Origin of the sequence: Psychrobacillus sp. INOP01 (assembly GCF_018140925.1) — a bacterium.
Taxonomy (GTDB): Bacteria; Bacillota; Bacilli; order Bacillales_A; family Planococcaceae; genus Psychrobacillus.
In genome coordinates this window covers 1,064,510-1,090,282 of the sequence record NZ_CP073315.1, presented here as the reverse complement: position 1 = coordinate 1,090,282, position 25,773 = coordinate 1,064,510, and the positions used below count along the sequence as shown (strand labels likewise).

At 36.6% G+C, this 25,773-nt stretch carries 25 protein-coding genes; 17 read left to right on the top strand and 8 right to left on the bottom strand.

Annotated elements, in window-relative coordinates:
- Nucleotides 1–2: 2 nt before the first annotated feature.
- From KD050_RS05495 to KD050_RS05470, 6 genes are all read left to right on the top strand, one after another.
- Nucleotides 3–572 carry a TetR/AcrR family transcriptional regulator gene (locus KD050_RS05495; protein WP_211895221.1) on the top strand — a complete coding sequence of 190 codons (570 nt, stop codon included), beginning with the start codon at nucleotides 3–5 and terminating at the stop codon, nucleotides 570–572.
- A gap of 68 nt (nucleotides 573–640) precedes the next feature.
- Nucleotides 641–2,830 carry a YhgE/Pip domain-containing protein gene (locus tag KD050_RS05490; RefSeq protein ID WP_211895220.1) on the top strand — a complete coding sequence of 730 codons (2,190 nt, stop codon included), beginning with the start codon at nucleotides 641–643 and terminating at the stop codon, nucleotides 2,828–2,830.
- 387 nt (nucleotides 2,831–3,217) lie between these two features.
- On the top strand, nucleotides 3,218–3,886 hold the full coding sequence (locus tag KD050_RS05485; protein WP_211895219.1) for a vWA domain-containing protein: 669 nt from the start codon (nucleotides 3,218–3,220) through the stop codon (nucleotides 3,884–3,886).
- 335 nt (nucleotides 3,887–4,221) lie between these two features.
- Entirely contained in the window at nucleotides 4,222–4,860 is a 639-nt protein-coding gene (locus KD050_RS05480) for a nitroreductase family protein (protein ID WP_211895218.1), read from the top strand.
- Between the two features lie 193 nt (nucleotides 4,861–5,053).
- Entirely contained in the window at nucleotides 5,054–5,482 is a 429-nt protein-coding gene (locus KD050_RS05475) for a MarR family winged helix-turn-helix transcriptional regulator (protein ID WP_211895217.1), read from the top strand.
- Between the two features lie 81 nt (nucleotides 5,483–5,563).
- Nucleotides 5,564–5,860: a putative quinol monooxygenase gene (locus KD050_RS05470; protein WP_211895216.1), complete on the top strand. Its 297-nt coding sequence runs from the start codon at nucleotides 5,564–5,566 to the stop codon at nucleotides 5,858–5,860.
- Nucleotides 5,861–5,947: 87 nt separating this feature from the next.
- Here the strand turns inward: KD050_RS05470 and KD050_RS05465 are convergent, their stop codons facing one another.
- Together KD050_RS05465 and KD050_RS05460 are read right to left on the bottom strand one after the other, a co-directional pair.
- Entirely contained in the window at nucleotides 5,948–6,091 is a 144-nt protein-coding gene (locus KD050_RS05465) for a hypothetical protein (RefSeq protein WP_211896398.1), read from the bottom strand.
- A 46-nt stretch (nucleotides 6,092–6,137) separates the two neighbouring features.
- Nucleotides 6,138–7,394, bottom strand: a complete 1,257-nt coding sequence (locus KD050_RS05460) for an MFS transporter (RefSeq protein ID WP_211895215.1) — start codon at nucleotides 7,392–7,394, stop codon at nucleotides 6,138–6,140.
- Between the two features lie 145 nt (nucleotides 7,395–7,539).
- On the opposite strand from KD050_RS05460, the gene KD050_RS05455 reads away from it, so the two are divergent.
- The gene (locus KD050_RS05455) at nucleotides 7,540–8,454 is read left to right on the top strand and encodes a LysR family transcriptional regulator (RefSeq protein ID WP_211895214.1); all 915 of its coding nucleotides are present in this window, start codon (nucleotides 7,540–7,542) and stop codon (nucleotides 8,452–8,454) included.
- Between the two features lie 432 nt (nucleotides 8,455–8,886).
- On the opposite strand, the gene yhfH is transcribed toward KD050_RS05455, so the two are convergent.
- Nucleotides 8,887–9,012 (bottom strand): protein YhfH, encoded by a 126-nt coding sequence (gene yhfH, locus KD050_RS05450; RefSeq protein ID WP_211895213.1) that lies wholly within the window; start codon nucleotides 9,010–9,012, stop codon nucleotides 8,887–8,889.
- Between the two features lie 122 nt (nucleotides 9,013–9,134).
- Here yhfH and KD050_RS05445 point away from each other — a divergent pair, with 122 nt between their 5' ends.
- The 6 genes from KD050_RS05445 (at nucleotide 9,135) to KD050_RS05420 (ending at nucleotide 16,306) form a co-directional block, all read left to right on the top strand.
- The gene (locus KD050_RS05445; protein ID WP_211895212.1) at nucleotides 9,135–10,127 is read left to right on the top strand and encodes a lipoate--protein ligase; all 993 of its coding nucleotides are present in this window, start codon (nucleotides 9,135–9,137) and stop codon (nucleotides 10,125–10,127) included.
- 82 nt (nucleotides 10,128–10,209) lie between these two features.
- A complete protein-coding gene (locus tag KD050_RS05440) occupies nucleotides 10,210–10,914 on the top strand; it encodes a response regulator transcription factor (RefSeq protein WP_211895211.1) in 705 nt (234 codons plus the stop codon).
- 1 nt (nucleotide 10,915) lies between these two features.
- Nucleotides 10,916–11,962 (top strand): sensor histidine kinase, encoded by a 1,047-nt coding sequence (locus KD050_RS05435; RefSeq protein WP_211895210.1) that lies wholly within the window; start codon nucleotides 10,916–10,918, stop codon nucleotides 11,960–11,962.
- Complete coding sequence (locus KD050_RS05430; protein WP_211895209.1) at nucleotides 11,922–12,695, top strand: ABC transporter ATP-binding protein; 774 nt, start codon at nucleotides 11,922–11,924, stop codon at nucleotides 12,693–12,695. Before KD050_RS05435 ends, KD050_RS05430 begins: the two co-directional genes overlap by 41 nt.
- Nucleotides 12,667–14,598, top strand: coding sequence for an FtsX-like permease family protein (locus KD050_RS05425; RefSeq protein WP_211895208.1), 1,932 nt, complete (start codon nucleotides 12,667–12,669; stop codon nucleotides 14,596–14,598). The genes KD050_RS05430 and KD050_RS05425 overlap by 29 nt, the downstream gene beginning before the upstream one ends.
- Nucleotides 14,599–14,743: 145 nt before the next feature.
- Nucleotides 14,744–16,306 carry a fatty acid--CoA ligase family protein gene (locus KD050_RS05420; protein ID WP_370627221.1) on the top strand — a complete coding sequence of 521 codons (1,563 nt, stop codon included), beginning with the start codon at nucleotides 14,744–14,746 and terminating at the stop codon, nucleotides 16,304–16,306.
- Between the two features lie 156 nt (nucleotides 16,307–16,462).
- Here KD050_RS05420 and KD050_RS05415 read toward each other — a convergent pair whose 3' ends face one another.
- From KD050_RS05415 to KD050_RS05405, 3 genes are read right to left on the bottom strand one after another with little or no spacing between them, the layout of a single operon-like run.
- The gene (locus tag KD050_RS05415; protein ID WP_211895206.1) at nucleotides 16,463–17,683 is read right to left on the bottom strand and encodes an FtsW/RodA/SpoVE family cell cycle protein; all 1,221 of its coding nucleotides are present in this window, start codon (nucleotides 17,681–17,683) and stop codon (nucleotides 16,463–16,465) included.
- A complete protein-coding gene (locus KD050_RS05410; protein WP_211895205.1) occupies nucleotides 17,659–18,048 on the bottom strand; it encodes a helix-turn-helix transcriptional regulator in 390 nt (129 codons plus the stop codon). Before KD050_RS05410 ends, KD050_RS05415 begins: the two co-directional genes overlap by 25 nt.
- A complete protein-coding gene (locus KD050_RS05405; protein WP_211896209.1) occupies nucleotides 18,039–18,518 on the bottom strand; it encodes a sigma-70 family RNA polymerase sigma factor in 480 nt (159 codons plus the stop codon). The genes KD050_RS05410 and KD050_RS05405 overlap by 10 nt, the downstream gene beginning before the upstream one ends.
- Nucleotides 18,519–18,796: 278 nt before the next feature.
- Between KD050_RS05405 and KD050_RS05400 the strand changes: the two genes are divergently transcribed.
- Nucleotides 18,797–20,773 (top strand): S9 family peptidase, encoded by a 1,977-nt coding sequence (locus KD050_RS05400; RefSeq protein ID WP_211895204.1) that lies wholly within the window; start codon nucleotides 18,797–18,799, stop codon nucleotides 20,771–20,773.
- 163 nt (nucleotides 20,774–20,936) lie between these two features.
- Here KD050_RS05400 and KD050_RS05395 read toward each other — a convergent pair whose 3' ends face one another.
- Nucleotides 20,937–22,292 (bottom strand): amino acid permease, encoded by a 1,356-nt coding sequence (locus KD050_RS05395; RefSeq protein WP_370627184.1) that lies wholly within the window; start codon nucleotides 22,290–22,292, stop codon nucleotides 20,937–20,939.
- Nucleotides 22,293–22,428: 136 nt separating this feature from the next.
- Between KD050_RS05395 and KD050_RS05390 the strand changes: the two genes are divergently transcribed.
- Genes KD050_RS05390 through fetB form a run of 3 tightly spaced genes read left to right on the top strand, consistent with a single transcriptional unit; the run spans nucleotide 22,429 to nucleotide 24,427 of the window.
- Nucleotides 22,429–22,956: a GNAT family N-acetyltransferase gene (locus KD050_RS05390; protein WP_370627183.1), complete on the top strand. Its 528-nt coding sequence runs from the start codon at nucleotides 22,429–22,431 to the stop codon at nucleotides 22,954–22,956.
- Nucleotides 22,953–23,672 carry an ABC transporter ATP-binding protein gene (locus tag KD050_RS05385; protein ID WP_211895202.1) on the top strand — a complete coding sequence of 240 codons (720 nt, stop codon included), beginning with the start codon at nucleotides 22,953–22,955 and terminating at the stop codon, nucleotides 23,670–23,672. Before KD050_RS05390 ends, KD050_RS05385 begins: the two co-directional genes overlap by 4 nt.
- Nucleotides 23,669–24,427 carry an ABC transporter permease gene (gene fetB, locus KD050_RS05380; protein WP_211895201.1) on the top strand — a complete coding sequence of 253 codons (759 nt, stop codon included), beginning with the start codon at nucleotides 23,669–23,671 and terminating at the stop codon, nucleotides 24,425–24,427. Before KD050_RS05385 ends, fetB begins: the two co-directional genes overlap by 4 nt.
- 90 nt (nucleotides 24,428–24,517) lie before the next feature.
- Here the strand turns inward: fetB and KD050_RS05375 are convergent, their stop codons facing one another.
- Nucleotides 24,518–24,772, bottom strand: a complete 255-nt coding sequence (locus KD050_RS05375) for a DUF6774 domain-containing protein (RefSeq protein ID WP_211895200.1) — start codon at nucleotides 24,770–24,772, stop codon at nucleotides 24,518–24,520.
- Between the last annotated feature and the right edge of the window lie 1,001 nt (nucleotides 24,773–25,773).

Sequence of the window (25,773 nt, the reverse complement as noted above, 5' to 3'; positions counted from 1 at the left end):
AAATGGATCGCAGGCAGGAAATATTAGAAGCTGCAACTAAATCTTTTTCCTTGTTCGGCTATAAAGCTACAACTATGGAGCAAATAGCTAAAATTGCAAATGTAGGAAAAGGAACAATCTATACTTTTTTTGATAATAAAGAAGTACTTTTTCAAGAAATTGTTCTTCGTATTATTGCAGAGATGAAACAGGAAGCGACAAAAGTAATAAAAGAGGAAGCTTCTTTTCAAGAAAATGCACATGCAGCTTTGATGAAAATGTTAGAATTCCGGGATACTCATCAGCTGTTTGCTAAAATTATTGCAGAGGAACAGGAATGGAGAACTCCAGCAGTAAAGCAGGTGAAGGCGCAAATTGAGCAGGCAATTGTTTCCTTTATTAAACAGAAGATTGATAAGTATATAAATGCAGGGGAAGTTCGCCAAGTAAATAGTGAGCTCGTTGCATACTTACTATTAAAAGGGTATTTGGCGTTTGTAAACGACTGGAATTTAACGCACGATAGACCTTTAACAGAACAGGAAATTACAGACTTTTTTCAAGATACCATTTTTCAAAGTCTCATTATTTGAGACTTATATTTTTGAAGTAAATTGACCAATTGAACATATTGGTCATACAGTTTTAGGAGGAAATATTAATGATAAAATCAGAATGGAAAAATATTTTCACAAATAGGAAGCTACTCATTCCCATAATTGCGGTATTGTTTATACCCGTTATGTACGCAGGAATGTTCCTATGGGCGTTTTGGGATCCTTATGCAAATTTAAGCGATCTACCAGTAGCAGTGGTTAATGCAGACGAAGGTGCAACGTTTAACGATACTACTTTATCGTTAGGAGATGACCTATCTGAGAAGCTAAAGGAAAGTGGACAGTTTAAGTTTGTTTCTGTTTCAAAGGAAGAAGCGGATGAGGGATTAGTAAATGAAGACTATTATTTATTAATCGAGATTCCTGAGAACTTTTCACAACATGCAACAACATTGTTAGATGAAGAACCTCAAAAAATGGTCATTACGTACAAAGCAAATGAAGGATATAACTTCCTATCCTCTCAAATTGGTGAAACTGCAATGGACCGAATTCGTGCAGAAGTAAATAAGCAGGTTTCTGCAACCTATGCGGAACAATTATTTGATTCTATTACTAAATTGGGAGATGGGTTTGCCGAGGCATCGGATGGAGCAGGTGCATTAAAAGATGGTGCTGCAGAGATTAATACTGGAGCATCTGATTTAAAAGGCTATTTAGAACAGTTGGCAAGCAGTACAATCGAGCTTCGTGATGGTACTGGTACAGTAGTGGATGGTATACAGAAAGCTGCAACTGGTTCAACCGATTTAAATAGTGGATTATCCACACTTACAGATGGATCAAAGCAATTAGCAGATGGAGTCAATCAAACTGCAACAGGTGCAGATCAATTGAACAGAGGTATCCAAACGTATACAAGTGGAGTAGCTAAACTAAACGAAAGCTATCAATTATTAGGTAAAAAAGAAAAAGAATTAATAAGTTCTTTAGCTACATTACAATCAAGCAGTGCAACTATTAATAATAGTACGAATCAGTTATCTGAAGGTTCTACACAGGTTACTGCTGGAATTCAAGCATTATCCCAACAGATAAACCAGCTGTCAGCATCATTACCAGATGAACAGGTGGCACAACTAATAGAAACAGTGAAACAGTTAGAAACTGGTAGTACAACAGTATCGGCTGGTTTAGAAAAGCTGGCTAATGGTACAGCAGCCCTATCAAAAGGGACTACTCAAGTAAGTAGCGGAGCAGAACAGCTTAGTGCAGGTTATACACAAGCACAGCAGGGTATTTCACAATTGAATGGCTCCTCAAGTGGATTAATAGAAGGTTCCGCAAGCTTAGCAACAGGAACTAGTACACTTGCATCGAAAATGAGCGAATTTACAACAGGTATTCAACAAGCATATAATGGCTCCTCTAGTTTAGTAGCGGGTCTAAATGAGTTAGCATCTGGCTCAAATCAATTAAAAACAGGTACTGGAACATTAGCAGAGAAATCTGGAGAGTTAGCAGATGGCTCAACGAAACTAACAGAGGGAACAGAACAATTAGCAGAAGGAACGGAAACTTTACAATCCAGCTTAAAAGATGCTAGTGAGCAATCGAAAGAAGTATCAGCGAATGATTCAACCTATGAAATGGTAGCATCTCCAGTAGATGTGGAAGTCGTAGGAGTGAATGAAGTACCGAACTATGGTACAGGATTTACACCTTACTTCCTATCACTTGGATTATTTGTAGGTGCATTACTTATATCGATCGTATTCCCATTCGTGCAGTCTGCGATTAAGCCTTCAAGTGGAGCTTCATGGTTTATAAGTAAGATCTCGGTATTGGGTGTAGTAGGGATTATTCAATCTCTAGTAGTTGTAGCTATCGCCTTGTTCGCTTTAAAACTGGAAACACAAAGTGTAGGATTGTTTATATTATCGACAATCATTACAAGCTTTACTTACTTGGCAATTGTCCAATTACTTGTAACGGTATTAAGTGATTCTGGTCGCTTTGTAGCAATTGTCATCTTAATACTTCAATTGACAACTAGTGCAGGTACGTTCCCATTGGAGCTAATACCGCAGCCATTACAAATTTTTAATAAATTCTTACCGATGACTTATTCAGTCCAAAGCTTTAAAGCTTCCATTTCGACGGGAGACATAAGCAATTTCTGGTCAACTAACGGCGTTTTATTAGGATTTATGTTTGTATGTCTTGCTCTAACTTTTGGGTATTTCATGCTACTGTTCAAAAAACGTCACTCTAAAGAAACAGTTGAAGCTTAAAATTTTGAACCCATCTCTTAAAAGAGATGGGTTTTTGGTTTGAAGAATAATTTTTTTGCGGCTTATGAATCCTAAGATACTAGTATTTTGATGCGTAGATCTATTTATAGATATCGATGATTTTCGTTACAGGCGGACGCTTTCCGCAGAGGGAGCGATGAGACATCCCCACCGCTACGCGTCCGTTGGGATGTCTCATCTGTCTCCCTCATCCTGCTGGAGTCGCCGCCTTTCACTGCAATCGACTGTTTTGGATTTAAAAAACGAATAAAAAAATATGATCTAACGTAAATATTAAAGTTATTTATTAAAACAAAAAATTAGGTGTAAACTCGTAAAATACTAAATATTCGGTATACTTTAATTAGAAAACCTAGGAGGGAAAATATGAGTACTATTTCATTAAAAAAGAGTGCAGCTAGTATTGTATTAGAAAAGAAGAAATTAACGGGTGTTGTTGCTAAAGTCGGAATCGTGCTAGATATTTCAGGTTCTATGCGGAAGTTATATAAAGAAGGTATTGTTCAAGAAGCAGTGGAACGTGTATTAGCGGTAGCTAGTCAATTTGACGATGATGGCTCGTTAGATGTTTGGGTATACGACAACGAATTTTCACGGTTGCCATCAGTTACTGAAAAAGATTTTACTAATTATGTAGAAAAGCAGATTCTAATGAATGAAAGTATTCATAAATTCGGGAGAAATGATGAACCGAAAGTGATGGAAGATGTTATAAGGAAGTATATAAAAGAAGAACCGAGCGAAGAACCTGTTTTCTTAGTATTTATCAATGATGGTGGATGTAAGCCAGGTATAAAAAAATTCATTGTAGAATCATCTATCCAACCTATTTTTTGGCAATTCGTCGGCATAGGCGACTCCAACTTTGACGTTTTAAGAAAATTAGATACGATGGAAGGTAGAATTGTTGATAACGCGAATTTCTTTCATCTAGATGACTTAAAGAAAGTTTCAGACGAAGATTTATACAATCAATTATTGGATGAGTTCCCAATGTGGTTGAAAGAGGCGAAGGAAAAAAGGATACTACGCTAGACTAATAGGAAATATTTTATAGACACTTTGTTGAAAAATTAATCATTAAAATCCCTGTAAATGAAGAGACTCCTAAAAGTTAGACACGGTTATTTCATCAGGCAGCTTGCTCAAAATGAGTTCGGTATAGCACCGAACTCATTATAAATTTTGCCTTCATCCGTTTTTAAAAAGTTACTACTAGACAAATACATCTTTTTAGTAATGAGCCAATTTTTTTTAATAAATTTGGGCAATAGAACTTATGTATTGCATATTTCTCTAATTTATATTATATTAATTGACGTATCAATAATTGATGCATCAATTAATATAAAAAAAGGAGTACCTACACAATGCATAAATATCAAAAAACGAATGATTTCAATGAAATTGTATACGGTCGTCGTTCCATTAAGGTATATGACCCTACGGTTAAAATTAGCCGTGAAGAAATGACCGAAATTATAGCTCAAGCTTCAAAAGCCCCATCTTCTATTAATTTTCAGCCTTGGCGATTTATAATCATTGACAGCGAAGAAGGAAAAGCAAAGCTTGCAACGCTTTCAAAATTCAACAAGGATAAAGTATTAAGCTCATCTGCGGTAATCGCTGTCTTCGGTGACCGAAATAATTTTGATTATGCCGAAGAAATATATAGCAAAGCAGTTGAACTTGGATATATGCCTCAAGAAGTTAAAGAAGCTCAATTAAATTATTTTAAACCGCTCTATGAAAATATGTCCGATGAGCAAATGAAAGATATAATTATGCTAGATGCAGGTCTTGTTTCAATGCAACTCATGCTAGTAGCTCGAGCTTACGGATATGATACGAATCCTATCGGTGGTTATGAGAAAGAAAAGATTGCCGAAGCCTATGGTCTGGAAAAAGATCGTTATATACCGATTATGTTAATTTCCATTGGTAAAGCCATTAATGAAGGTTATCAATCGTATCGCTTGCCAGTCGATACAACTACAATATGGAAATAAGATAGAATCTATTGAATATAAATTGGTATGTTTTATTTTGATTTATCACAATTACACTTGGATAAGTTACCGTTTGGAGTTGTAGTTTAAAAAATTTTGTATTATATTTATTGACAGGTCAATAATTGAGGGTTCAATAAAGTAGTAGACGCTCGTATATGTTGGCCTCATAAACTACTTAGGAGGTCAATTGATGCGTTGTTCACTTTCGAATCATGAACAAATCTTACATCTGCTTAAAGGGCTTAATAATCAAATTAGCCCTAAATTTGAGCGGTGCACAGGTATTAGCTCATCACGCTATGAATTGCTTCATCAGCTTTATGAAACAGATGAAATCAATCAGTCCACCCTGCAAAAAGCTGTTAATATAGATAGTGCTGCTATTACTCGTCATCTAAAACAACTTGAGGCAAACGGAATGGTGACAAGACGAAGAAATCCTAACGATAATCGAGAGATATTTGTTCGTCTTACAGAGGAAGGGCGCGAGCAAATTGTTGGTTACAAAAAAGAAAAGATTAATTTCGTGAACCAAATGCTTCATGATTTTAATCCAGAAGAATTGGTATCCCTATCTGACATGCTCAATCGTATGCAAAATAATATTAGTGAATACTAAAATTTTAAACAAATCAATTGAAATGGATCTTATCAAGTATAATCCTTTAAATCAATTAATCTAATAAAAAGGATGATTACTATGATTATAATTCATGCACATCTCCAGGTGAAAATGGATCAAGAACAAGCATTTTTGGAAGAAGCCAAAACACTCCTTTCAGCAACAAGAGCTGAAAAAGGTAACATTAGCTATGATTTGATGAAATCAACTTACCAAGATTACCATTATACAATGGTTGAACTTTGGGAAGATGTTGAGGCTACTATAGCCCATAATACGAGTGAACATTTCACAGCTTTCATTCAAAAAGCTCAAGCTTTCATGGCCGCACCGATGGATCTTAAAGTATTCGACGGAGAACCTGTAAAAGCATAAATTTATATTAAATAGCAAACACCTCAAGGATTTAATCCTTGGGGTGTTTGCTTGTGTTCATTTTTCAGTGTTTCTAACACAGGGTCGCTATTGAACCAAAATTGGATTAATCGATTGAAGCTCAGTTGTTTCCAGCTGTTGCTTTAAAGTCGAACGTTTCAAATACATCAATTCTAAAAATGCAATTGCTCTTCCTCTAACGTTAAAACGTAGTTGACCAATTTTGAACATTCTTCAAAAATCTTCATTAATTGAAATGCTTTTAATTCATTTTTCCTTATTTAGTTAATGGAATTGAATGTTGTTTTTTAATAACGATGACAAACAAGCTTGCTAATAAACAGAAAACTCCTGCCAAAAAGAATGCCCAAGTATAGGAGTTAAAAAACTTGAAAATTAGCCCCCCTCCATAAGCTGCAGTGGCTGCTCCTGCCTGATGGGATGCAAAAATCCAACCATAAATAACTCCACTTTTTTTTATACCGAAGATTTGTCTTGAGATACTAATAGTTGGTGGAACAGTTGCAATCCAATCTAATCCAAAGAATACAGTAAAGAGAACTAGCATCGTAACAGAACCTTCTTTTAACGCATAAGGAAGTAGAACGAGAGAAGCCCCTCTTAAACTGTAATACCAGAATAATAGCCATCGATTATCGAAACGATCCGATAACCAACCAGATAAAGTTGTTCCTACTAGATTGAAAATCCCCATAAACGAAAGAATCGAAGCCGCAGTAATCAAAGGAATTCCAAAACTTATGCAATACGAAACAAAATGTGTTCCTATTAAGCCACTCGTTGAAAGCCCACAAATAAAGAAACTACCTGCTAACAACCAAAATTCCTTCACTTTTACAGCTTCGAATAAACCTTTGAATGCAACAACAATAGGATTTTCCTTTCGCCCGTCCGTGCTTTCTTGTAGTTCTTCTTCAAGTCCATATGGAAGTACACCAGCATCCTTAGGTGTGTTTTTCATAAATAAAAGAATCATGATAAGCATAATGATACTGAGGGTTAAAATTAAACCAATCGCCCAGCGCCATGAATAACTTTCTATAATAGCCGCTAAAACAGGAAGTAAAATTAACTGACCTGTTGCTGTACTAGCAGTTAATATTCCTACTGCAAGACCCCTTCTTTTCACAAACCAATGATTCGCGACATATGGGCTTAATACCGTTAAAAAAAGACTTGATCCTAGCCCTATAATAATTCCCCAAATGATGATTAGATGCCATGACTGATTCATAATAAAAATTAGTATAAGACCTGTCATCACAGTTGCCATAGAGATAATCATCATTTTCTTTAAACCAATCGAATCAAGTAATGCTGCCATAAACGGACCTGATATGCCGTATAAAAACATACTAATGGCAAAAGCTAGTGTAATAACAGATCGATCCCAGCCAAACTCTTTTTCAAAAGGATTTATAAAAACTCCTGTAGAAGCCACCACAATTCCGGCTACAATTATGGAGAAAAATGTTACGCCAAGGACAATCCAGCTATAGTGTATACGTTTCAAAACTAAACCTTCTTTCTATCGACGTTTTCATAACATTCACTTTTCTACATTAACCTACGATTAATTATTAGTAAAATTGAAGTTTGCGAAGCTATCCATTGATTTTTTTGATAACATAGAAACAAAAGCTAAAAAGGTTGGTGAAATGATGGAAATACGCCATTTTGTTACGTTTAAAAAGATTGTTGAAACGGGTAGCTTTACCCAAGCAGCAGAACATTTAGGTTACACGCAATCCACGGTGACGTCTCATATTCAAGCACTTGAAGAACATTTAGGGGCCCCACTGTTTGATCGAATGGGTCGAAAAGTACGACTGACTGATATCGGTAAAAATTTATTGCCCTATACGCAAGAGATTTTAGATACTTACGGAAAGATCGAAAGCATTACGAGTGATGGAGAGGACACGAGAGGAGAGCTAAAGATTGCAGCTCCGGAATCTTTAACTGTATACCGCCTAGAACCAATATTAAGAGAATATAGAAAAAAGTTTCCTCATGTACATATCAGTTTAAATAATGCCACCTGTGGAGATAACAAAAGAGCGATCCTTAATGGGAGTGCAGATATTGCATTTGTCTTGTTGCCACAGTTACAGGATGCTGATTTAATTGTTCATTCGTTATTGGACGAACCTATTGTCCTTGTTGGTGGCTTTGACTGTTCGTTGAATATTTTAGATAAAAGCTACGAAAATCAAAAGTTATGCGAGTGTTTGATTACAAACGAGAAAGAATGCAGTTACCGAACGATGTTTGAAGAATACCTTGGTGAACGTAGAATCGTACCTTCTCAAACGATGGAGCTTTGGAGTGTAGAAGCGATGAAGCGTTGTGTAATGAGTGGACTTGGTATTGCGTGTTTACCTTTAATGACAGTAATTGATGAAATAAAGGAAGGAAAGTTAAAAGTTATCCCTTGCGATGGTGATTTTAAGCAAATCTATTCTCAAGTCGCTTATCACAAAAACAAGTGGGTCTCCCCAGCTTTATCAACCTTTATCGATATAACTTTGAAACATGCAAAAGAGTGGTCATTTGAGGAGACTACTTGTTGAGTGAACATAAGTATGATATCAGGTGTGGCTTTGAATTAAAGTTTGATTCTTTGTTATTTTTTTATAAAACCTACATTTGAATTTGCTGGATAAGAAACCATTTTGATCAATGTTTTTTTCAAAATGGTTTCTTTTTATTTATCGTAAAATATGGGTTAGCGAGGTATTTGTGATCAATCTTTATTTTAAAGCAACAATAGCATGAGTTGAAGGCCTTGCGCAGGAAGGCTAAAGACGCCTCTTCCTGAGGCAATGCCTTCATGACCAACATTTTGTTGGTCCGGGAGAGTGGTGCCATGCTCATGAAAAGAGTCCGCTGTAGCAGAAATCTACGTTGTTTCTAAGGTTACTTTTTTTTATTGTATGTTCTTAGAAATGGAATAAAAAAACCCACTAGAAAGGGGAGTATCTAGTGGGCATTTCTTTCAATTATTATAGTGTCGTGCATTTATCACAGTGGTTCCCGTAGCATTCATGTTGTTCTTCAATTGCTTCACCACATGTAGCACATTTCTTCGCGGGTAGGTTACGGAAAAATTCAATTACGTTTTCTAACATAGTTGTTCCACCTCCATCTGTTATATAACTAATTTAATTATTGTTATTGTATTATAACACAGTTCGATTTGTCAACATCTTATCGGAACTTTTGATAAAATAATCTTAAAGGAGAGATGAACATGTATTTTATCGATAACAAGGGAATTACAGATCCACGTATTAACTTAGCAATAGAGGAGTATGCATTAAACACAATGGACGTTGAAAAGGATTCTTTTCTTCTGTTTTATATAAATCAGCCTTCCATTATTATTGGGAGAAACCAAAATACCATTGAAGAAATAAATACTGATTTTGTAGAAACAAATGGAATTATACCGGTTCGCAGACTTTCCGGTGGTGGTGCTGTGTACCATGATTTAGGAAATCTGAATTATAGCTTTTTAACAAAGGACGATGGAGAAAGCTTCCGTAACTTTAAAAAGTTCACACAGCCTGTTATAGATGCACTTGCAAAAATGGGTGTAAATGCAGAGCTGTCCGGCAGAAACGATATTTTGGCTGAAGGGAAAAAAATCTCTGGAAATGCTCAATATTCAACTCGTGGACGCATGTTCAGTCATGGAACGTTAATGTTTGATACAGAAATAGATGCAGTTGTATCTGCCTTAAAGGTAAGCAAGGAAAAAATTGAATCTAAAGGCATAAAATCAATCCGTAGTCGTGTCACTAATATAATCGACCTACTAGAAAATCCAATGACAGTTGAACAATTCCGTTTAGAACTTCTTGCGTCTATTTTTGAAGGAGAAGAGAATATTCAATACTGGGAGCTAACAGATCAGGACTGGGAGAATATCCATAAGCTTTCGGAAGAACGTTATCAACAATGGGATTGGAACTACGGTAAATCACCTAAATTCAATATGAAGCATTCGCATCGCTTCCCAGTTGGTGGTGTAGATGTTCGTTTAGATGTAAACAAAGGTATGATTGAAGAAGTGAAAATCTTCGGAGATTTCTTCGGTGTAGGTGATATGGCGGAAGTTGAACAGCTATTAACTGGCAAACCATATAGCAAAGAAGGCATTGAAGCAGCATTAACTAACGTAGACGTACCTAAATACTTCGGTGGTATTACAAAAGAAGAGCTTGTTCAATTAATTTATTAAGAAATGGGGAAGGAGTCTGACGTATGTTGGGCTCTTTTTTGATATGATAAAGTAAGAACCGTTTTTGTGGAGGAGGATTATTGTGACGACGCATCGTGTGTTAGTTGTAGAGGATGATCGAAAGATTGCATCTTTGCTTGCAGATACTTTAAGGAAATATCATTACGAGGTGCATACCATCGAGGATTTTGATCAAATAGTAGAGGAGTTTACTGCGTTTGATCCACATATTGTTTTGTTGGATGTAAATTTACCGTCGTATGATGGATATTATTGGTGTCGACAATTGCGCCAATTAACTACTTGCCCAATTATATTCGTTTCTGCGAGATCTGGTGAAATGGATCAAATATTTGCTCTAGAGAATGGTGGAGATGATTTTATCACGAAGCCTTTTCACTATGAAATCGTCTTAGCTAAAATAAGAAGCCATTTGAGAAGAACATATGGTGAATATGCCGCAAAGCAGGAAGAAAGAGTTGTCAAGGTTGGTAGATTACAGCTTTATATGGAACGCATGGAGTTACATACTGTACATGGTGAAATTCCTCTCCAAAAGAAAGAGTGTACGATATTGGAATTATTATTACGAAATTATCCGAAGCTAGTGACTAGAGAGCATCTATTAGAGGAGCTTTGGGATGACCAGTCATTTGTTGATGAAAATACATTAAATGTAAATATGACAAGAGTTCGAAAAAAGCTAAGTGATTATCATGTTTTGTCAACGATTGAGACTGTAAGAGGAGCAGGGTATCGACTAATCCTAAGCCCGGAGGAGTCATAATATGATTCGATTGTTCATAAGAGAGCATTTAGTCTTTTTAGTGTTTCAGGTTTTATTAGTATTATTTGTGATGCTTTTATATTGGCTGGATGGCTTCCGAAATGTAGATACTGCGGTGTATTCCATTGTTATTACTAGTATATTGACAATTACCTTTTTAGGAACATTATTTGTTAAAAAATATACATTCTATAAAAAGATTCTTTCGGTACCTACTAAGATAGAGGTTGTATTGCAACAGGAGGCTCAGTCGCCAGAGATAAAACAAGTCGAGAAGTATTTGCAACATATTTATCGTTTATATCAAAAGGAAGTACAGCTACTATATGCAAGGCAAAATAGACATCTACAATTTATGAATAGTTGGGTGCATCAGATGAAAACCCCTATTTCGGTTATAGAGCTGATGACCCAAGGGGATGATCAAGTTGATGCAGCAGGTGTTTCTGAGGAAATGGATCGACTGAAGCGTGGTCTGGAAGCAGTTTTGATGAATGCCCGTCTAGATACATTTGAAGAAGATATGCAAATTGAGCAAATTGACTTAAAGCAGCTTGTTACGGAGGTTGTTTCCAGTAATAAGCGTTTATTTATAGGAAGTCATGTATTCCCGGTTATTTCCATTGTGGAAGAATGTACGGTTACTTCAGATTCGAAGTGGTTACGGTTTGTTATAACTCAATTTTTAACGAATGCAATCAAATATACATTTGAGGAAAATAAAAAGGTATACTTTGAAACTTCTTTTGAACATAATCACGTTATTTTGTCCGTGAGGGATGAAGGAATTGGCATACCTGTCTCAGATATGAAAAGGGTGACGAAAGCATTTTTCACTGGGGAAAATGGAAGGAAAACTGGCGAATCTACTGGAATGGGATTATATTTGGCACAGGAAATTTGTCATAGATTAGGGCATGAGATGAAAATAGCATCAACCGTTGGAGAAGGAACGACTGTATCGATTGTATTTGAACAACAAGAAATTGCAGAACGAGGTGAGCTCGATGTCGATATTGATGATGGAAGAAATAACGAAGGTTTATGAGGGGAAAGTAGCGCATCTAGCGATTAATCAACTGAGCTTCGAGGTCGAAAAAGGAGAATTTCTTGCAGTTATGGGCCCTTCAGGGAGTGGCAAAACAACATTGCTCAATCTGATATCAACGATAGATCGTCCAACTTCAGGAGATATGATGATTAATGGCTTAGATCCATTGCAATTGAAAAGCAATGATCTATCATTATTTCGAAGAAGACAGCTTGGTTTTGTATTTCAAGATTTTAATTTACTCCCAGCATTAACAGTGGAAGAGAATATGGTATTACCATTAACATTAGATGAACAGCCCGTAAGTGTCATGAAACAAAAAGTTAATAGGATTGCGGAACAGCTTGACTTAACCACTATCTTAGAAAAACGACCATTCGAAATTTCAGGGGGACAAGCGCAAAGAACTGCTATTGGCAGAGCATTAATACATGAGCCTTCTATTATACTGGCAGATGAGCCAACAGGAAATCTGGATTCAAAAGCTGCGAGGGATGTATTAGAACTACTATCAACTGTAAACAAAAGAAGTAATACGACCATTATTATGGTGACACATGATCCGATCGCTGCAAGTTATTGTGATCGAGTACTTTTTATAAAAGATGGTGAGTATTTTAATGAAATTTATAAAGATGACAGAAGACAAACGTTCTTTCAACGTATTTTAAATGTCTTATCTTTACTAGGTGGAAATGTAAATGACCTTTCGACAATTCGCTTATCATAATGTCATTCGAAATGCTCGCGTATATGCTGCATTTTTATTGGCGAGTATCTTTTCGGTTTTAGTGTTTTTTGTCTATTCTATGTTAATGTTTCACCCTGATATTGAGGATCAATTTTTAAAGAATATCGCATTTGGCGGAATGTTCATAGCACAGGTCATTCTGATTATATTTACTTTGTTTTTTTTATTTTATTCTATGAGTGCTTTTCTAGAGGCACGTTCACAGGAATTTGGAGTGCTTCTCAATCTAGGGATGGACAAGCGTCAGCTTAATCGGATGATTTTCTTAGAGACGATGATTTTAGGGTTTATATCAACGACAGTAGGTATCTTTTTTGGATTTGCTTTTTCTAAGTTTTTCTTTATGGTAATTCGAGAGATGTTTTTCCTGGATAGTCTACCTTTGTATCTGTCATGGAAACCCTTTGCATTAACTATATTTATTTTTTTATCGTTATTTATCATTATTTCGTTTAGTAGTTCTGTATTTCTTCGTAAAAAGAATATTATTCAGCTTCTAAAGGGATTTGGTAAACAAAATGAGCAAGAGGCTTATAGTAAGGGAAGGGCAATGTCCGGATTGCTACTACTCTTAGCTGCTTATAGTTTGGTTATATTATCTCTTTTTCAAATTAAAATATATATGAGCTTTATCATTATTATACTGGCACTGGTTGGTACTTATCTTTTCTATACAGATAGTGTTTTGTATTTGTTAGGAATTATTCGAAAACGCAAGAATTTGTACTGGCGTTCTTTTCGATTGATAGCTTTTGCGGAAGGTTCTATTAAAATAAGAGAAAATGCTCGAATGTTTTTTATAGTAACGGTTGTTTCAACTATAGCCTTTCTATCGGTTGGTGTCGTTACCTCGTTTACTTCTTTTACAACGCAATATCGGGAAATGAATCCAGTCAGTATTTTCTATTCTAGTAATTGGGATAACCCCTTTGAGGAAGAGCATGTGATGAAATTATCACAGGAGCTTCAATTGGAAGGTTTGTCTTACGAGTTGGTTAAGTTCACTGTAAAAAAACAAACTTCCTCCAATTTAAGTAACGAAGTAAATCTTATAAAAGAGTCTGAAGTGAATAGTTTAGCGGTTGCGTTGAAAATTCCATTGATTGACCTACAAAATGGGGAAGCAATAATCATACCGAATACGCGTGATGATTATGCAGCTTTAAGGATAGAAGAGGAGCAAACGGTGTTAGAGGAAAGTAGTATACCTATTCAAATTAAAGGAGTTTATGATCGGTTGATATTCCCTTCACTTGCTATCAAAGATAGAACATTAATCATTAGCGATGAGGATTATGAACTTATTACCGAGCCTTTGTATGGGTATGGCTTAAGAGAATCTAGCATGACATTTTATGCTTTTCACGTTTCCGAGTGGCTTCGTACGAAGGATGTTGGAACTGACTTAGATAGAATTATGACGCAAACCATGGGAACTTCAGATGTAAATCCCAACTCTTACTATTACTTTAATCCTGGCTCAAACTATTCTATCATCCGAGCTACGTTCTCTTTATTGTTATTTACAGGTTTACTCGTGGCAGCTGTATTGTTGCTTGCAGCTGGAAGTTTTGTTTACTTTAAGCTTTATACCGATCTTGAGCGTGATAAAAAACAATATGGTGTACTTCGTAGAATGGGAGTTACGGATAGGGAACTAGTGAAAATCGTAAATCGCCAGTTAATTCCTCAGTTTTTCTTACCTTGGGGATTAGCTATGCTGCATAGTACGTTTTCATTTATGTTTTTACAAGCATTTTGGGTGGATATAGCCGCAGTTTCAATTGCGATGGAAATGCTACTTGTGTTGATAGCATTCACGATTATTCAAGTTTCTTATTTCTTTTTGATCCGTTGGAGATATATTGCCCATATTCAATGATGAAAAGAAGGTTATGAAAGTAACCTTCTTTTTTAAAATTTATCTATTAACCTCTAGTATTCTACATTCTAGTTTTTCTTGAATTGTCAAAACTTTTCTTATATAATGAATATGGGGATAATGAATGGTCATTCATTCAAAAAAGATGGGAGACGAGAGTATGAGTTTGGTTTCAAGTGTTCTACAGATTGCCAATGAGCATCCAAAGAAGATTGCCTATCATTTTATGGGGAAAGATACTACATACGCAGAATTCGATCAGTCAGTGGAACTATTTGCGGGGGCATTAAAGTCAATTGGTGTGGAAAAAGGGGATAATATAGGTTTTTTATTGGGGAACTCACCACATTTTTTAATTTCTTTATATGCTACTATGCGAATTGGTGCTACGGCAGTTCCGATTAATCCAATTTATTCACCAGATGAAATCAGTTATATTGTAAAAGACAGTGATGCTAAAGTGATCATTGCTCTTGATGCACTATTGCCTTTAGTGGAGAAAGCTGCCGGGGTATTCACATCGGTTGAAAATTATATTATTTGTGAAACACAACCTGATACTGTTCAAAAACTAGCTGCTTTACCAGAAAACTTGAAGATAAAAGTGAAACCGTTTTCAGTGCTGATTTCTTCATCTACCTTGGGTACTTCTGCAGTGGAAACAGATCCAGATGATATTGCAGTAATCTTATATACTTCCGGGACAACTGGTCATCCAAAGGGTGCTATGCTAACATACAATAATATTTATTCAAATGCTCGTGATGTTGCAGAATACTTGCAGATTAATACAGAGGATCGTGTAATCACCACTTTACCTGTATTTCATGTGTTTGCGCTAACAGTTGTTGTGAATGCACCATTATTAATGGGTGCAACACTACTATTAATCCCGAGATTTAGTCCACAAGAAGTGTTCAACATGACGAAAGAGCATCAAGCGACCGTGTTTGCAGGTGTTCCGACGATGTACAATTTCCTTTATCAATTTCCGGATGCAAACGTTGAAGACTTTTCTAGTATTCGCTTAGCGATTTCAGGGGGATCTTCACTACCAGTAGCACTGTTACACAATTTTGAAAACAAGTTCAATGTTCGTGTATCTGAAGGATATGGTTTGTCGGAGGCATCACCGGTGACATGCTTTAACCCAATCGATCGTGATCGTAAGCCTGGTTCAATCGGAACAAATATTGTAAACGTTGAAAATAAAATCGTCAATGAACTTGGAGAAGAAGTTCCAGTAGGCGAAGTAGGTGAACTAATCGTTCGAGGACCAAACGTTATGAAGGGTTACTACAAGATGCCAGAAGAAACGGAAAGTGCTATTCGTAATGGATGGTTGTATACTGGAGATCTTGCGAGACAAGATGAAGAAGGCTATTTCTATATAGTCGATCGCAAAAAAGATATGATAATTGTTGGGGGATATAATGTATATCCTCGTGAAGTAGAGGAAGTCCTATTTTCACATCCTGGTATAGTAGAAGCGGCTGTTATTGGCATACCAGATCCCAACTTTGGAGAAGAAGTTCTTGCGTTCGTTGTGAAAAAAGATTCTACTTTAACAGAACAACAATTACATGACTATTGTGCAGAAAAACTCGCAAAATATAAAGTACCTAAGAAGTTCGAATTCATAGAGGAACTTCCTAAGAATACAACAGGAAAAATATTACGTCGCTCTTTAAAAGTACAGATAGTTTAACTTGGTTCAGCTAACTTTGCCTCAGTTGAGATAATAAAGTTATTTAATTGTATCTTCAAGAATTCAGTAACCTCCTACCAAATCAATTAGTAGGAGGTTATTAAAGTTGTTTAAAATTCTAAAATAGCTTTCATACTACTCAACCACAGAAATGTTTTATATCACATATGATTTAAGACGCCACACACTTAGTCCGAAACCAATCATCACTGCTGCAATAATCGTTGGCATTAAGCCATAACTAATAAAAGGTAATGACATCGCCATAATCGGTAAAAAACCGAAAATCATACCAATATTCACGACAACTTGTGTGGCAAATAGAGTCAAACTACCAGTGAGTAAATAGCGACCAAATGGATCACGAACCTTTTGAATTATCACGAGTAAACGAATGATACAGATAAACAATAAAACAGCGATGAATAAAGCAGGCCCTAACCCGTAGGAACGAATAATCCCAGCAAAAACAAAATCTGTGTGCAATTCTGGTATCCCTTCAAATGGAATAGCACCAAACCATCTCGCTTCACTGATTAATTGCTGCAGACGTATATAGAGATAGCCAAAACCCTCTGGATCTTTGTCCGGATTGACAAACGCAAAAATCCTCGCAACTTGATAAGGCATAGCATTCGCTAACAAAAATACAATAAACGTAGTACCAGCTATAGCACTTGTCACTATTGTGATCACTTTTGTTTTGATTGTGTGCTTACTACATAGGAAGATTACCATGAACATCATGGTATGTAATATAAATGCGATTAAATGTGGTTGCAACATAAATAACATAGAAATAAAGGCAAATAACGCAAACCCACCCAATAATGGACGTTTTTTCGTAAAGTAGCTAGCCCAGCCAATGACAAGCAGCGGTAACGTCCATAAACTATCTATACGGAAAGCACCTAATTTCAGCTCTGGCTTGCCGTTTATGTGATTTGTTGGGAAATACGCAAGTAAAAGCAAAACCACGATAGTCGCCACAAAAATCCACTTCGCATGCTTTATGAGTTTTCGGTAGTCATATCGGTAAAGAACAATGACTAATCCTACACCAAGGAGAATGGTAATTATCTTTTTTGAATACGCGGGTGCTTCGAGTGGTAAGAATCCACATAATAATAATGCACTAAATGCAGCAATGAGCAGCCAATCGATTTTAGGCTTATGGATTTTATTCATTGATCTTCCAAGAGCGACAGGACTTCCCATGTCCTGAATTGCTTTTTTCATCGCTCCTTCTTCAGGTAGCCCATGCTCCATATATTTTGTTTGCGCTAGTGTTAAATGTTGCTTTAACTCTTCTGCTACAGTGGCTTTTGCTTCTTTGGATCGAATAAGCTTTGTTACTTGCTGTATAAAGCTTTCCATTTAACACCTCCGATTGGTCTTTGCGTCAATGCGAGTTGCTTTTGTCCCTTTTTCGAAAGGAAATATACCTTCTCGCCATTCTTCCATAAGCCAGTAATGAGCTCTGCCACTTCTAATTCATGTAAGCATTGGTATAGCAACCCTTCATTTTGATAAATGGCTTGCTCTCCACGCATATGCATTAATTCTGTTAGCTCGAATCCGGACTTTTCGGTTTGCGTAAGTCCAAGTAATGCATATTTTAGGTTCTCAACAGAAACGAGTTGTTGAATTTTTGTATGCACAGCTTGCTGTTCCTTTTCATCAAATTGAACATCTTGGAATGTATGCTTATGCATCGCCTGTTTTATATTCTTTAAATCCACTCGCTCACCTCCAACTGCTCTTTTAAGAATTGCTTCGCTTTACGGAGTCTTGTTTTAACCGTATTCTCATTTATCGATAACACGCCCGCTATTTCCTTACTCGTATAGTCTTCAAAGTAAAATAAATAAATTACTTCCCGGTACACGATGGGTAGTTGCATCACCGTTTTTGCAAGCCTTTCCTGCTCGTCTTGCTGAATGACCTGTTGTTCCACATTACTGCTTGCCTGCACGTTGACTCCGGCATCCACAGCCACTTGAATATTCTGGTTATACCAGCTCTTTAAGTAATCTTTACAGTGATTAATAGCAATTCGCCACATCCATGTTTTCAATGTGGATTTCCCTTTAAATGTTGGATATGCCTCGTAACATTTAACAAAGATCTCCTGTGTTAAATCCTGTGCGATTGCCTTGTCCTTTACGTAGGTATACACAAGCTGCAATAAGTCTTGACCATAAAGCATCATGTCATCAATTGGGATATGTATAGATTCTATAGGTACTGATACATCATTCACACATTTCCCTCCTTTACAATGATTAGACGATTATCAAATGAAAATAGTTTTCAAAAAACAAGCACACAAGGGACACTTGCTATTAATAATACACTCCAAATCAACCTTATTGTCACTTTACTTGAGGAGCATCTTTCTTATAGGCTTTTTTTAGAAAATAGGAGGAAAAGGATTTCGGATGTCGAAATAAATAGGGAGAGAAGTTTTAAACAGAAGGGGACTTTTAAATGACTAAAAGAAAACTAGAAGCAACTGATTTATTTGCAATACAATCGATAACAAATCCTGTGATTTCACCAAACGGGAATGAGGCAGTTTTCATCCGTACGGAGATGCACAAAGAGGATAACAAATATTATGCTTACTTATATCATGTAGATATCGAAACTAATGAAATAACACAATGGACCCACTCGAAAGAAAGAGTGTCCTCTCCAAAATGGTCGGCGGATGGGAAACAACTAGCATTTTTGTCGAATCGTGACGACAAAAACCAAATTTATGTAATGTCCGCTAATGGTGGAGAAGCAAAACAAGTGACAAAATTAGAAAAAGGTGTTTCTAGCTTTATCTGGTCACCTTGTAGTAAAAAGATTTGGTTCTCGGCTTCTTTAAAGGAAGGGAAAGGGTGGTCTGACAAGGCTGAAAAAGAAGATAAGAAATTACCTGAAGCCTATATTGTAGAAAAAATGAAGTACCACGGAGATGGTGTTGGGTTATTACCAAAAGATACATACCGACAAATTGGATCTATCATTATAGCGTCTGGAGAAATTACAGCCTTTACAGAAGGTGCATTTAATCATAGCCTTCAAGCAATTTCTCATGATGGGAAACAACTAGTAATTGGTGTGAATAGAGATGAAAATCAAGATTTTTCATTCCGTGAACCTATGTTATTAATCGATGTAGAAACGAAAAAAGAATCGGTAATTATTGAAGAAAACGGATACTTTGGAGGGGCAACATTCTCTGCGGATGATCAATATATCGCTTTTGGTGGGATGCTCCACACATTTAAAAATGCAACGCACGAAGAAGTGTATGTATATGAAGTGAGTACTGGAAAACTTCAAATACTTACTGAAGGAATTGATGCTCCAGTAGGCGATTATGCAGGAGCAGATATCCAACAAGGAGCAAACGCACCTGATGTTGTTTGGACAAACCAGAATCACTTGTATTTCCAACTGTCTACAATGGGTGACGTTCGTTTGTATTTTGCATCTCTTGAAGGGGAAATTTACCCAGCAACTCAAGAAAACGAGCATGTATATGGATACGATATTGCTAGCAACGGAACCTATGCTCTTGCGACAATAAGTAATGCAATATTTCCCGGGGAATTATTTAAACTAATTTTGGCGACTGGTGAAAGAATCGCCCTCACTAAATTTAACGAAGAGTTGTTAAATGAAGTAGAGCTTGTCGAACCAGAAGCCATTGTGTATAAAGGTCTTAATGATTGGGATGTACATGGTTGGTTAATGAAACCAGCAGGTTATCAGGATGGAGAAAAATACCCACTTATTGTAGAGATTCATGGTGGACCACATACGATGTATGCAAATACATTTTTCCATGAGCTCCAACTATTAGCTGCACAAGGTTATGGAGTATTGTATGTAAATCCACGTGGAAGTCATTCATATAGCCAACAATTTGTGGACGCTGTTCGTGGAGACTACGGTGGTGGCGACTATGAAGATATCATGGCTGGAGTAGATTATGTATTGAAGGAAAATGATTGGATTGATGAGAATCGTTTAGGGGTTACTGGTGGGAGTTACGGTGGGTTTATGACTAACTGGATTGTCGGTCATACGAATCGCTTTAAAGCAGCGGTTACACAACGTTCAATTTCCAATTGGATTAGCTTTTATGGAGTTTCAGATATTGGATACTACTTCACGCCATGGCAAATTGGTACCGATATGACGGATATTGATAAACTATGGGATGCGTCTCCGCTCAAATATGCAGCTAATGTAGAGACACCTTTATTGATATTGCATAGTGAAAATGACTATCGCTGTCCAATCGAACAAGGGCAACAGCTGTATATAACTTTAAAAGCTATGGGGAAAGAGACAAGCTTCGTCCGCTTTCCACAATCAGATCACAATTTATCTCGAGTTGGATTGCCGAATTTAAGACAAACACGATTAGAACAAATTACTAGTTGGTTTGAAAGGTATCTATAAGAACAGACAAACCCCCTTCACTTCGAAGGGGGTTTGTTAAATCGATCGATAGAGCGTGATGATCGGCTGAAAAACGGGAATAATCGGTTGATTCCGCCTAACAATCGGTCGTAAAGTTGAGAAAATCGGTTGAATCTGACGAATAATCGGTCGAATCGAACACTCAGTTTCTTTTATGAAATCCTTTTTTATAATATACGAACACTAATCCGATTATCCATATAGGTCCAACTATTAGCGCTATACGAGTATCAGGGAAATAAGCCATTAGACCAAGTACCAATACTAAAAAGGCTAGTGCTAAATAGGACCCTACTGGATAAAATAACGCCTTATAGGAAAGCCGTGAAACTTCTCCTTTTGTTAGCGTTTTACGGAATTTTAATTGAGATAATAATATAATTCCCCATGTCCAAACGGCACCGAATGTTGAAATACTCGTTACCCAGATAAATACTTTTTCTGGAACTAGGTAATTTAATATAACACCAACTAATAGTAAAAAGGCAGAAAAGATAATTGCTTTTGAAGGTACTCCTGTTTTGCTAATTTTAGAGAACGAATTAGGAGCCTGTTTCTGCTGAGCTAGATTAAACAACATACGTCCTGTACTAAAAATACCGCTATTACAACTAGACAAAGCAGCTGTAAGCACTACAAAGTTAATAATACCTGCTGCTGGTCCAATACCAATTTTCTCAAACATTAAAACGAAAGGACTTCCGTTGGCTCCTATCTCGTTCCATGGATAAATGGACATTATTACGAATAGTGCTCCAACATAGAACAGTAAAATACGCCAAAATACCGTATTGATCGCTCGTGGAATTACCGTTTTAGGATTTTTCGCTTCTCCTGCAGTTACACCAATCATTTCCACACCCAAATAGGCAAACATGACCATCTGTAAGGACATAAATACACCAGTAACTCCATTTGGTGCAAACCCGCCGTTCGACCACAAATTACTTATCCCGACTGCAATTCCATCATTACCAAGACCGAAAAGAATAACACCTAGTCCAACAAAAATCATAGCTAAGATGGCAATAATTTTAATAAGTGCAAACCAAAACTCAAACTCTCCATAAGCTTTAACTGCTATTAAGTTAACAAGTGTCATAATAACTAATGCCGCTAATGCCCATATCCAAGGCGCAGTGTCTGGATACCACAATTTCATGTATACTCCCACAGCAGTAATCTCTGCCATACAGGTAACTACCCATAAAAACCAATAATTCCACCCTGTTATGTATCCCGCAAGAGGACCTAGATAATCCTTTGCATATCGACTAAATGAACCCGAAACTGGATTATGTACCGCCATTTCACCAAGTGCTCGCATGATGATAAAAATGGCCATTCCTCCGACAATATAAGAAATCAGAATTGCTGGTCCTGCAAGCTGTATTGCTGTTGCTGAACCTAAAAATAGTCCAACCCCGATTGCCGCTCCTAATGACATCAAGGTGATATGTCGCTGTTCTAAACCTCGCTGTAGTTGATTTCCACCCAAGTTATGTCACTCCTTCAAAATTTAATACTGTATAAGATAAAACTCTATCACAATAGTGTGCATATTGGGAACAGTCTATCATACTGATATTGTGGTAAAATTATGAATACAATTCATGAAAGATTGGAGTTAAATGATGAAAGATATATCAATTCGTCCTATTGTCGAAGAAGAGCTTGTTCAACTTTGGGAATTAAGTGCAAAGCAAGAGGCACCTGAATGGAAAAAATGGGACGCACCCTATTATCCCCATATACCTAAAACTTTAGAACAATTTTTAGAAAAGAAAGATCAATTGGTCCATCAAGAAGATATGTGGGGAATTTATGTAGATGGAGAATTAGTTGGTTCACTCTGTTACTACTGGGAGCACGAGGAATCCCTCTGGTTAGAAATGGGGATTGTCATTTATGAACCTCGTTTCTGGAGTGGTGGACTAGGTACAGAGGCCCTTCGAATGTGGATTAATCATTTATTTAAAGAATTACCACTTGTTCGCGTTGGCTATACAACCTGGTCTGGCAATGAACGCATGATTAAAGTCGGTGAAAAATTAGGCATGACAATGGAAGCTAGGCTACGCAAATGTCGATTTTATAATGGAGTTTATTATGACTCTATCCGAATGGGTATATTAAGAGAAGAATGGGAAGAACGTGTATGATTCCATTATTTGAAGTAAAGCAGCTGACGAAAAAGCATTGGGATGCACAGGTAAAAAGAGAATTATTTTCTGACATAACTACGTGTATCGAGCGACCAGTGCGTATTGCTTTACTCGGTAAATCTGGTCAAGGCAAAAGTACGCTTTTACGCATTCTAGCTAAATTAGATTCTGTTGATAGTGGAGAGGTATGCTTTAACGGTCAATTGATGAATGAGGTAGATAGTAGAACGTGGCGTATGAATATATGTTATGTAGCACAGCAAGCAACAATGTTGCCAGGAACTATAAAAGATAATTTAATTATTAGCAGCAAAATACATAATCGACCTTTTGAGGAAGACTTCGCAAGACAGTTGATAAAAGAAGTAGGATTAGATGATTTAGACTGGGAGAAACAAGCAGGGGATCTATCTGGTGGGGAAAAACAGCGCATCGCTTTAGTTCGGTCGTTGTTGTTACGACCGAAAATATTACTTCTAGACGAGATTACAGCTTCTCTTGACCAACAGAGCAAGGAGTTAGTAGAACAGCTATTAATCAAACTGCACCAAAAAGAGGAAATCGCTTTTATATGGGTAACGCATGACACCGAGCAGGCAAATAATATTAGTGAGCGTATTTGGTATATGGAAGATGGGAAACTTGCTAGTGATTTAAAGACTTCTGAGTTTTTTGGCGACCAGGCGAGCTTCCCTACACAGGTGATACTATGAGTTTGATAGCGTTAAGTTTCACCCTACTATTTGTCATTATTACGATGCTTGTATCAGTTTGGCAAAAGCTTGACTTAGAGAAGGATATTGCAATTGGTACGGTTAGAGCAGCGATTCAGCTGCTTGCTGTCGGATATGTATTACAATTTGTATTTCAGTCCGAAAATGTTCTATTTATTATCCTAATTGTTTGCGTCATGATTGTTGTTGCAGCATTTAATGCAGCAAAACGGGCAAAAGGCATGGCAGGAGTCGTATGGAGAATTATTCTCTCCATTGCTACGATGGAAATCCTCATGATGGGACTATTACTAAGCTTGCAAATCATCGAAGCAACGCCACAGTACATCATCCCGCTAAGTGGAATGACAATCGGTAACGCAATGGTTGCATGTGGATTATTCTTAACACAATTAAAGCGAGAAACAGAAAGCTCTAAAGGCGAAATTGAAACCTTACTTTCACTCGGTGCAACGAGTCGCCAGGCTGTGCAAGATGTGTTAAAACGCTCCGTCAAATTCAGTATGATTCCGACAATTGATGCGATGAAAACAGTAGGACTTGTCCAACTACCTGGTATGATGACAGGAATGATTATTGCTGGTGCAGATCCGGTCGAAGCGGTTCGATATCAAATATTAATCATTTTTGTATTTACTAGTTCCTCTGCTATTACGAGTATGATGTTAAGTGTACTTTGTTATAAAAAACTATTTACGAAGGATTTACAATTGAAAGATTGGAGATCTAATTGAGCATTTGTTTCGCAACTTTTAAGGGTCGTAAGAGGACAGGACTTGGAAGCTAGTATGTTTTTAACCTTGTCCTCCTTCTAATATAGAACACTAAAGATGCCAAGATGTCTTATTATTTATTTGTTTTTTTAGTTGTTTCACTTCATTGGTTAAATAATCAATCTGTTTTTGCATATTATTATTGCTAACTTGTTCTTGCTGTTCTTCTTTCAAAGCTTGAACTGCTGCGATAGTAGATATTGCATCTCCCAGCGTAGCTAATAATGCACCCCATACAGCAAGCTCTAGCGAACTTATTCCATTGGAATCTTGATCTTTTTGATCATTGTTTTCAATGTTCGTCATTAAAATTGCCTCCAATATAAAAAAATTTACCGATATAATTTAAATACCCTAGAAGATTTATTATCCTGTTATAATTTTTTAGTGCTTTAATACTCTGAGTGCTTCTGCAAATTTTGGGGCAGAAGTCAATGGGGATTTAACTGGTATCTGGCTACGCACGTAACTATACGACGATGTTGAATAATTAAATAAAACTTCTGTCCAAGTCAGTCCGTAGGTTTGCTATTTGCAATCGGAGCATCTTGAGGACAAAGGTTCTGGAAATTTTCCATTAAATACACGCTATTTGATTATGCCTTATTGTATGAACTGAATAATGTGCTCTAGAACATACTTCCATGAGCAGGAATAGTAAGGGTATTAAAAAAAGCAAAACGATTTTTCGTTTTGCTTTTTGACGTTAGATCGTCTTGAATTTTGCAAGCATAGCAATAGCTGTGCCAATAAGCGAACCTATTATAATGCAAATAAACATAAAGAAAAAACTCATTGATGCCCAACCGTCCAATGTGAAAAAGCTTACGACAGCGATTAAAAATGATATTCCTAATAGAACACTGGGTATCCAATACTTGGTGTAATTCTTTTTTCGAAGAATAGATGTTGAAATAGTAACTATGATAATTGTGGCTATAGTTATATAAACAAAATATTGCACTAAATATCTCTCCTATTTCTTTATTATATCTGTAAATTCAAATAATATAAGGTTGGGTTTGCATTTCAGCGCTTCGATGCGTAATTTTACAGCAGGTACTAGAGATCTTACTAAAAAATTATATCTAACACCCAAAAGAAATGAAGTACAAGATTGGATGAAATGTTACAATTAATGAAAAATAATCCATTGTGATTGGAGGGGAATTTAATAGTGGGATGGCTAATTATTGTCATAGTTGCATATCTGCCAATTGTTTATCGAATTCATAAACGTCTTGATTATTTAGAGAAAGAGGTCAGAAGATTAAATGGAGATGATAAAAGTTGAAAAAATTTCAGGA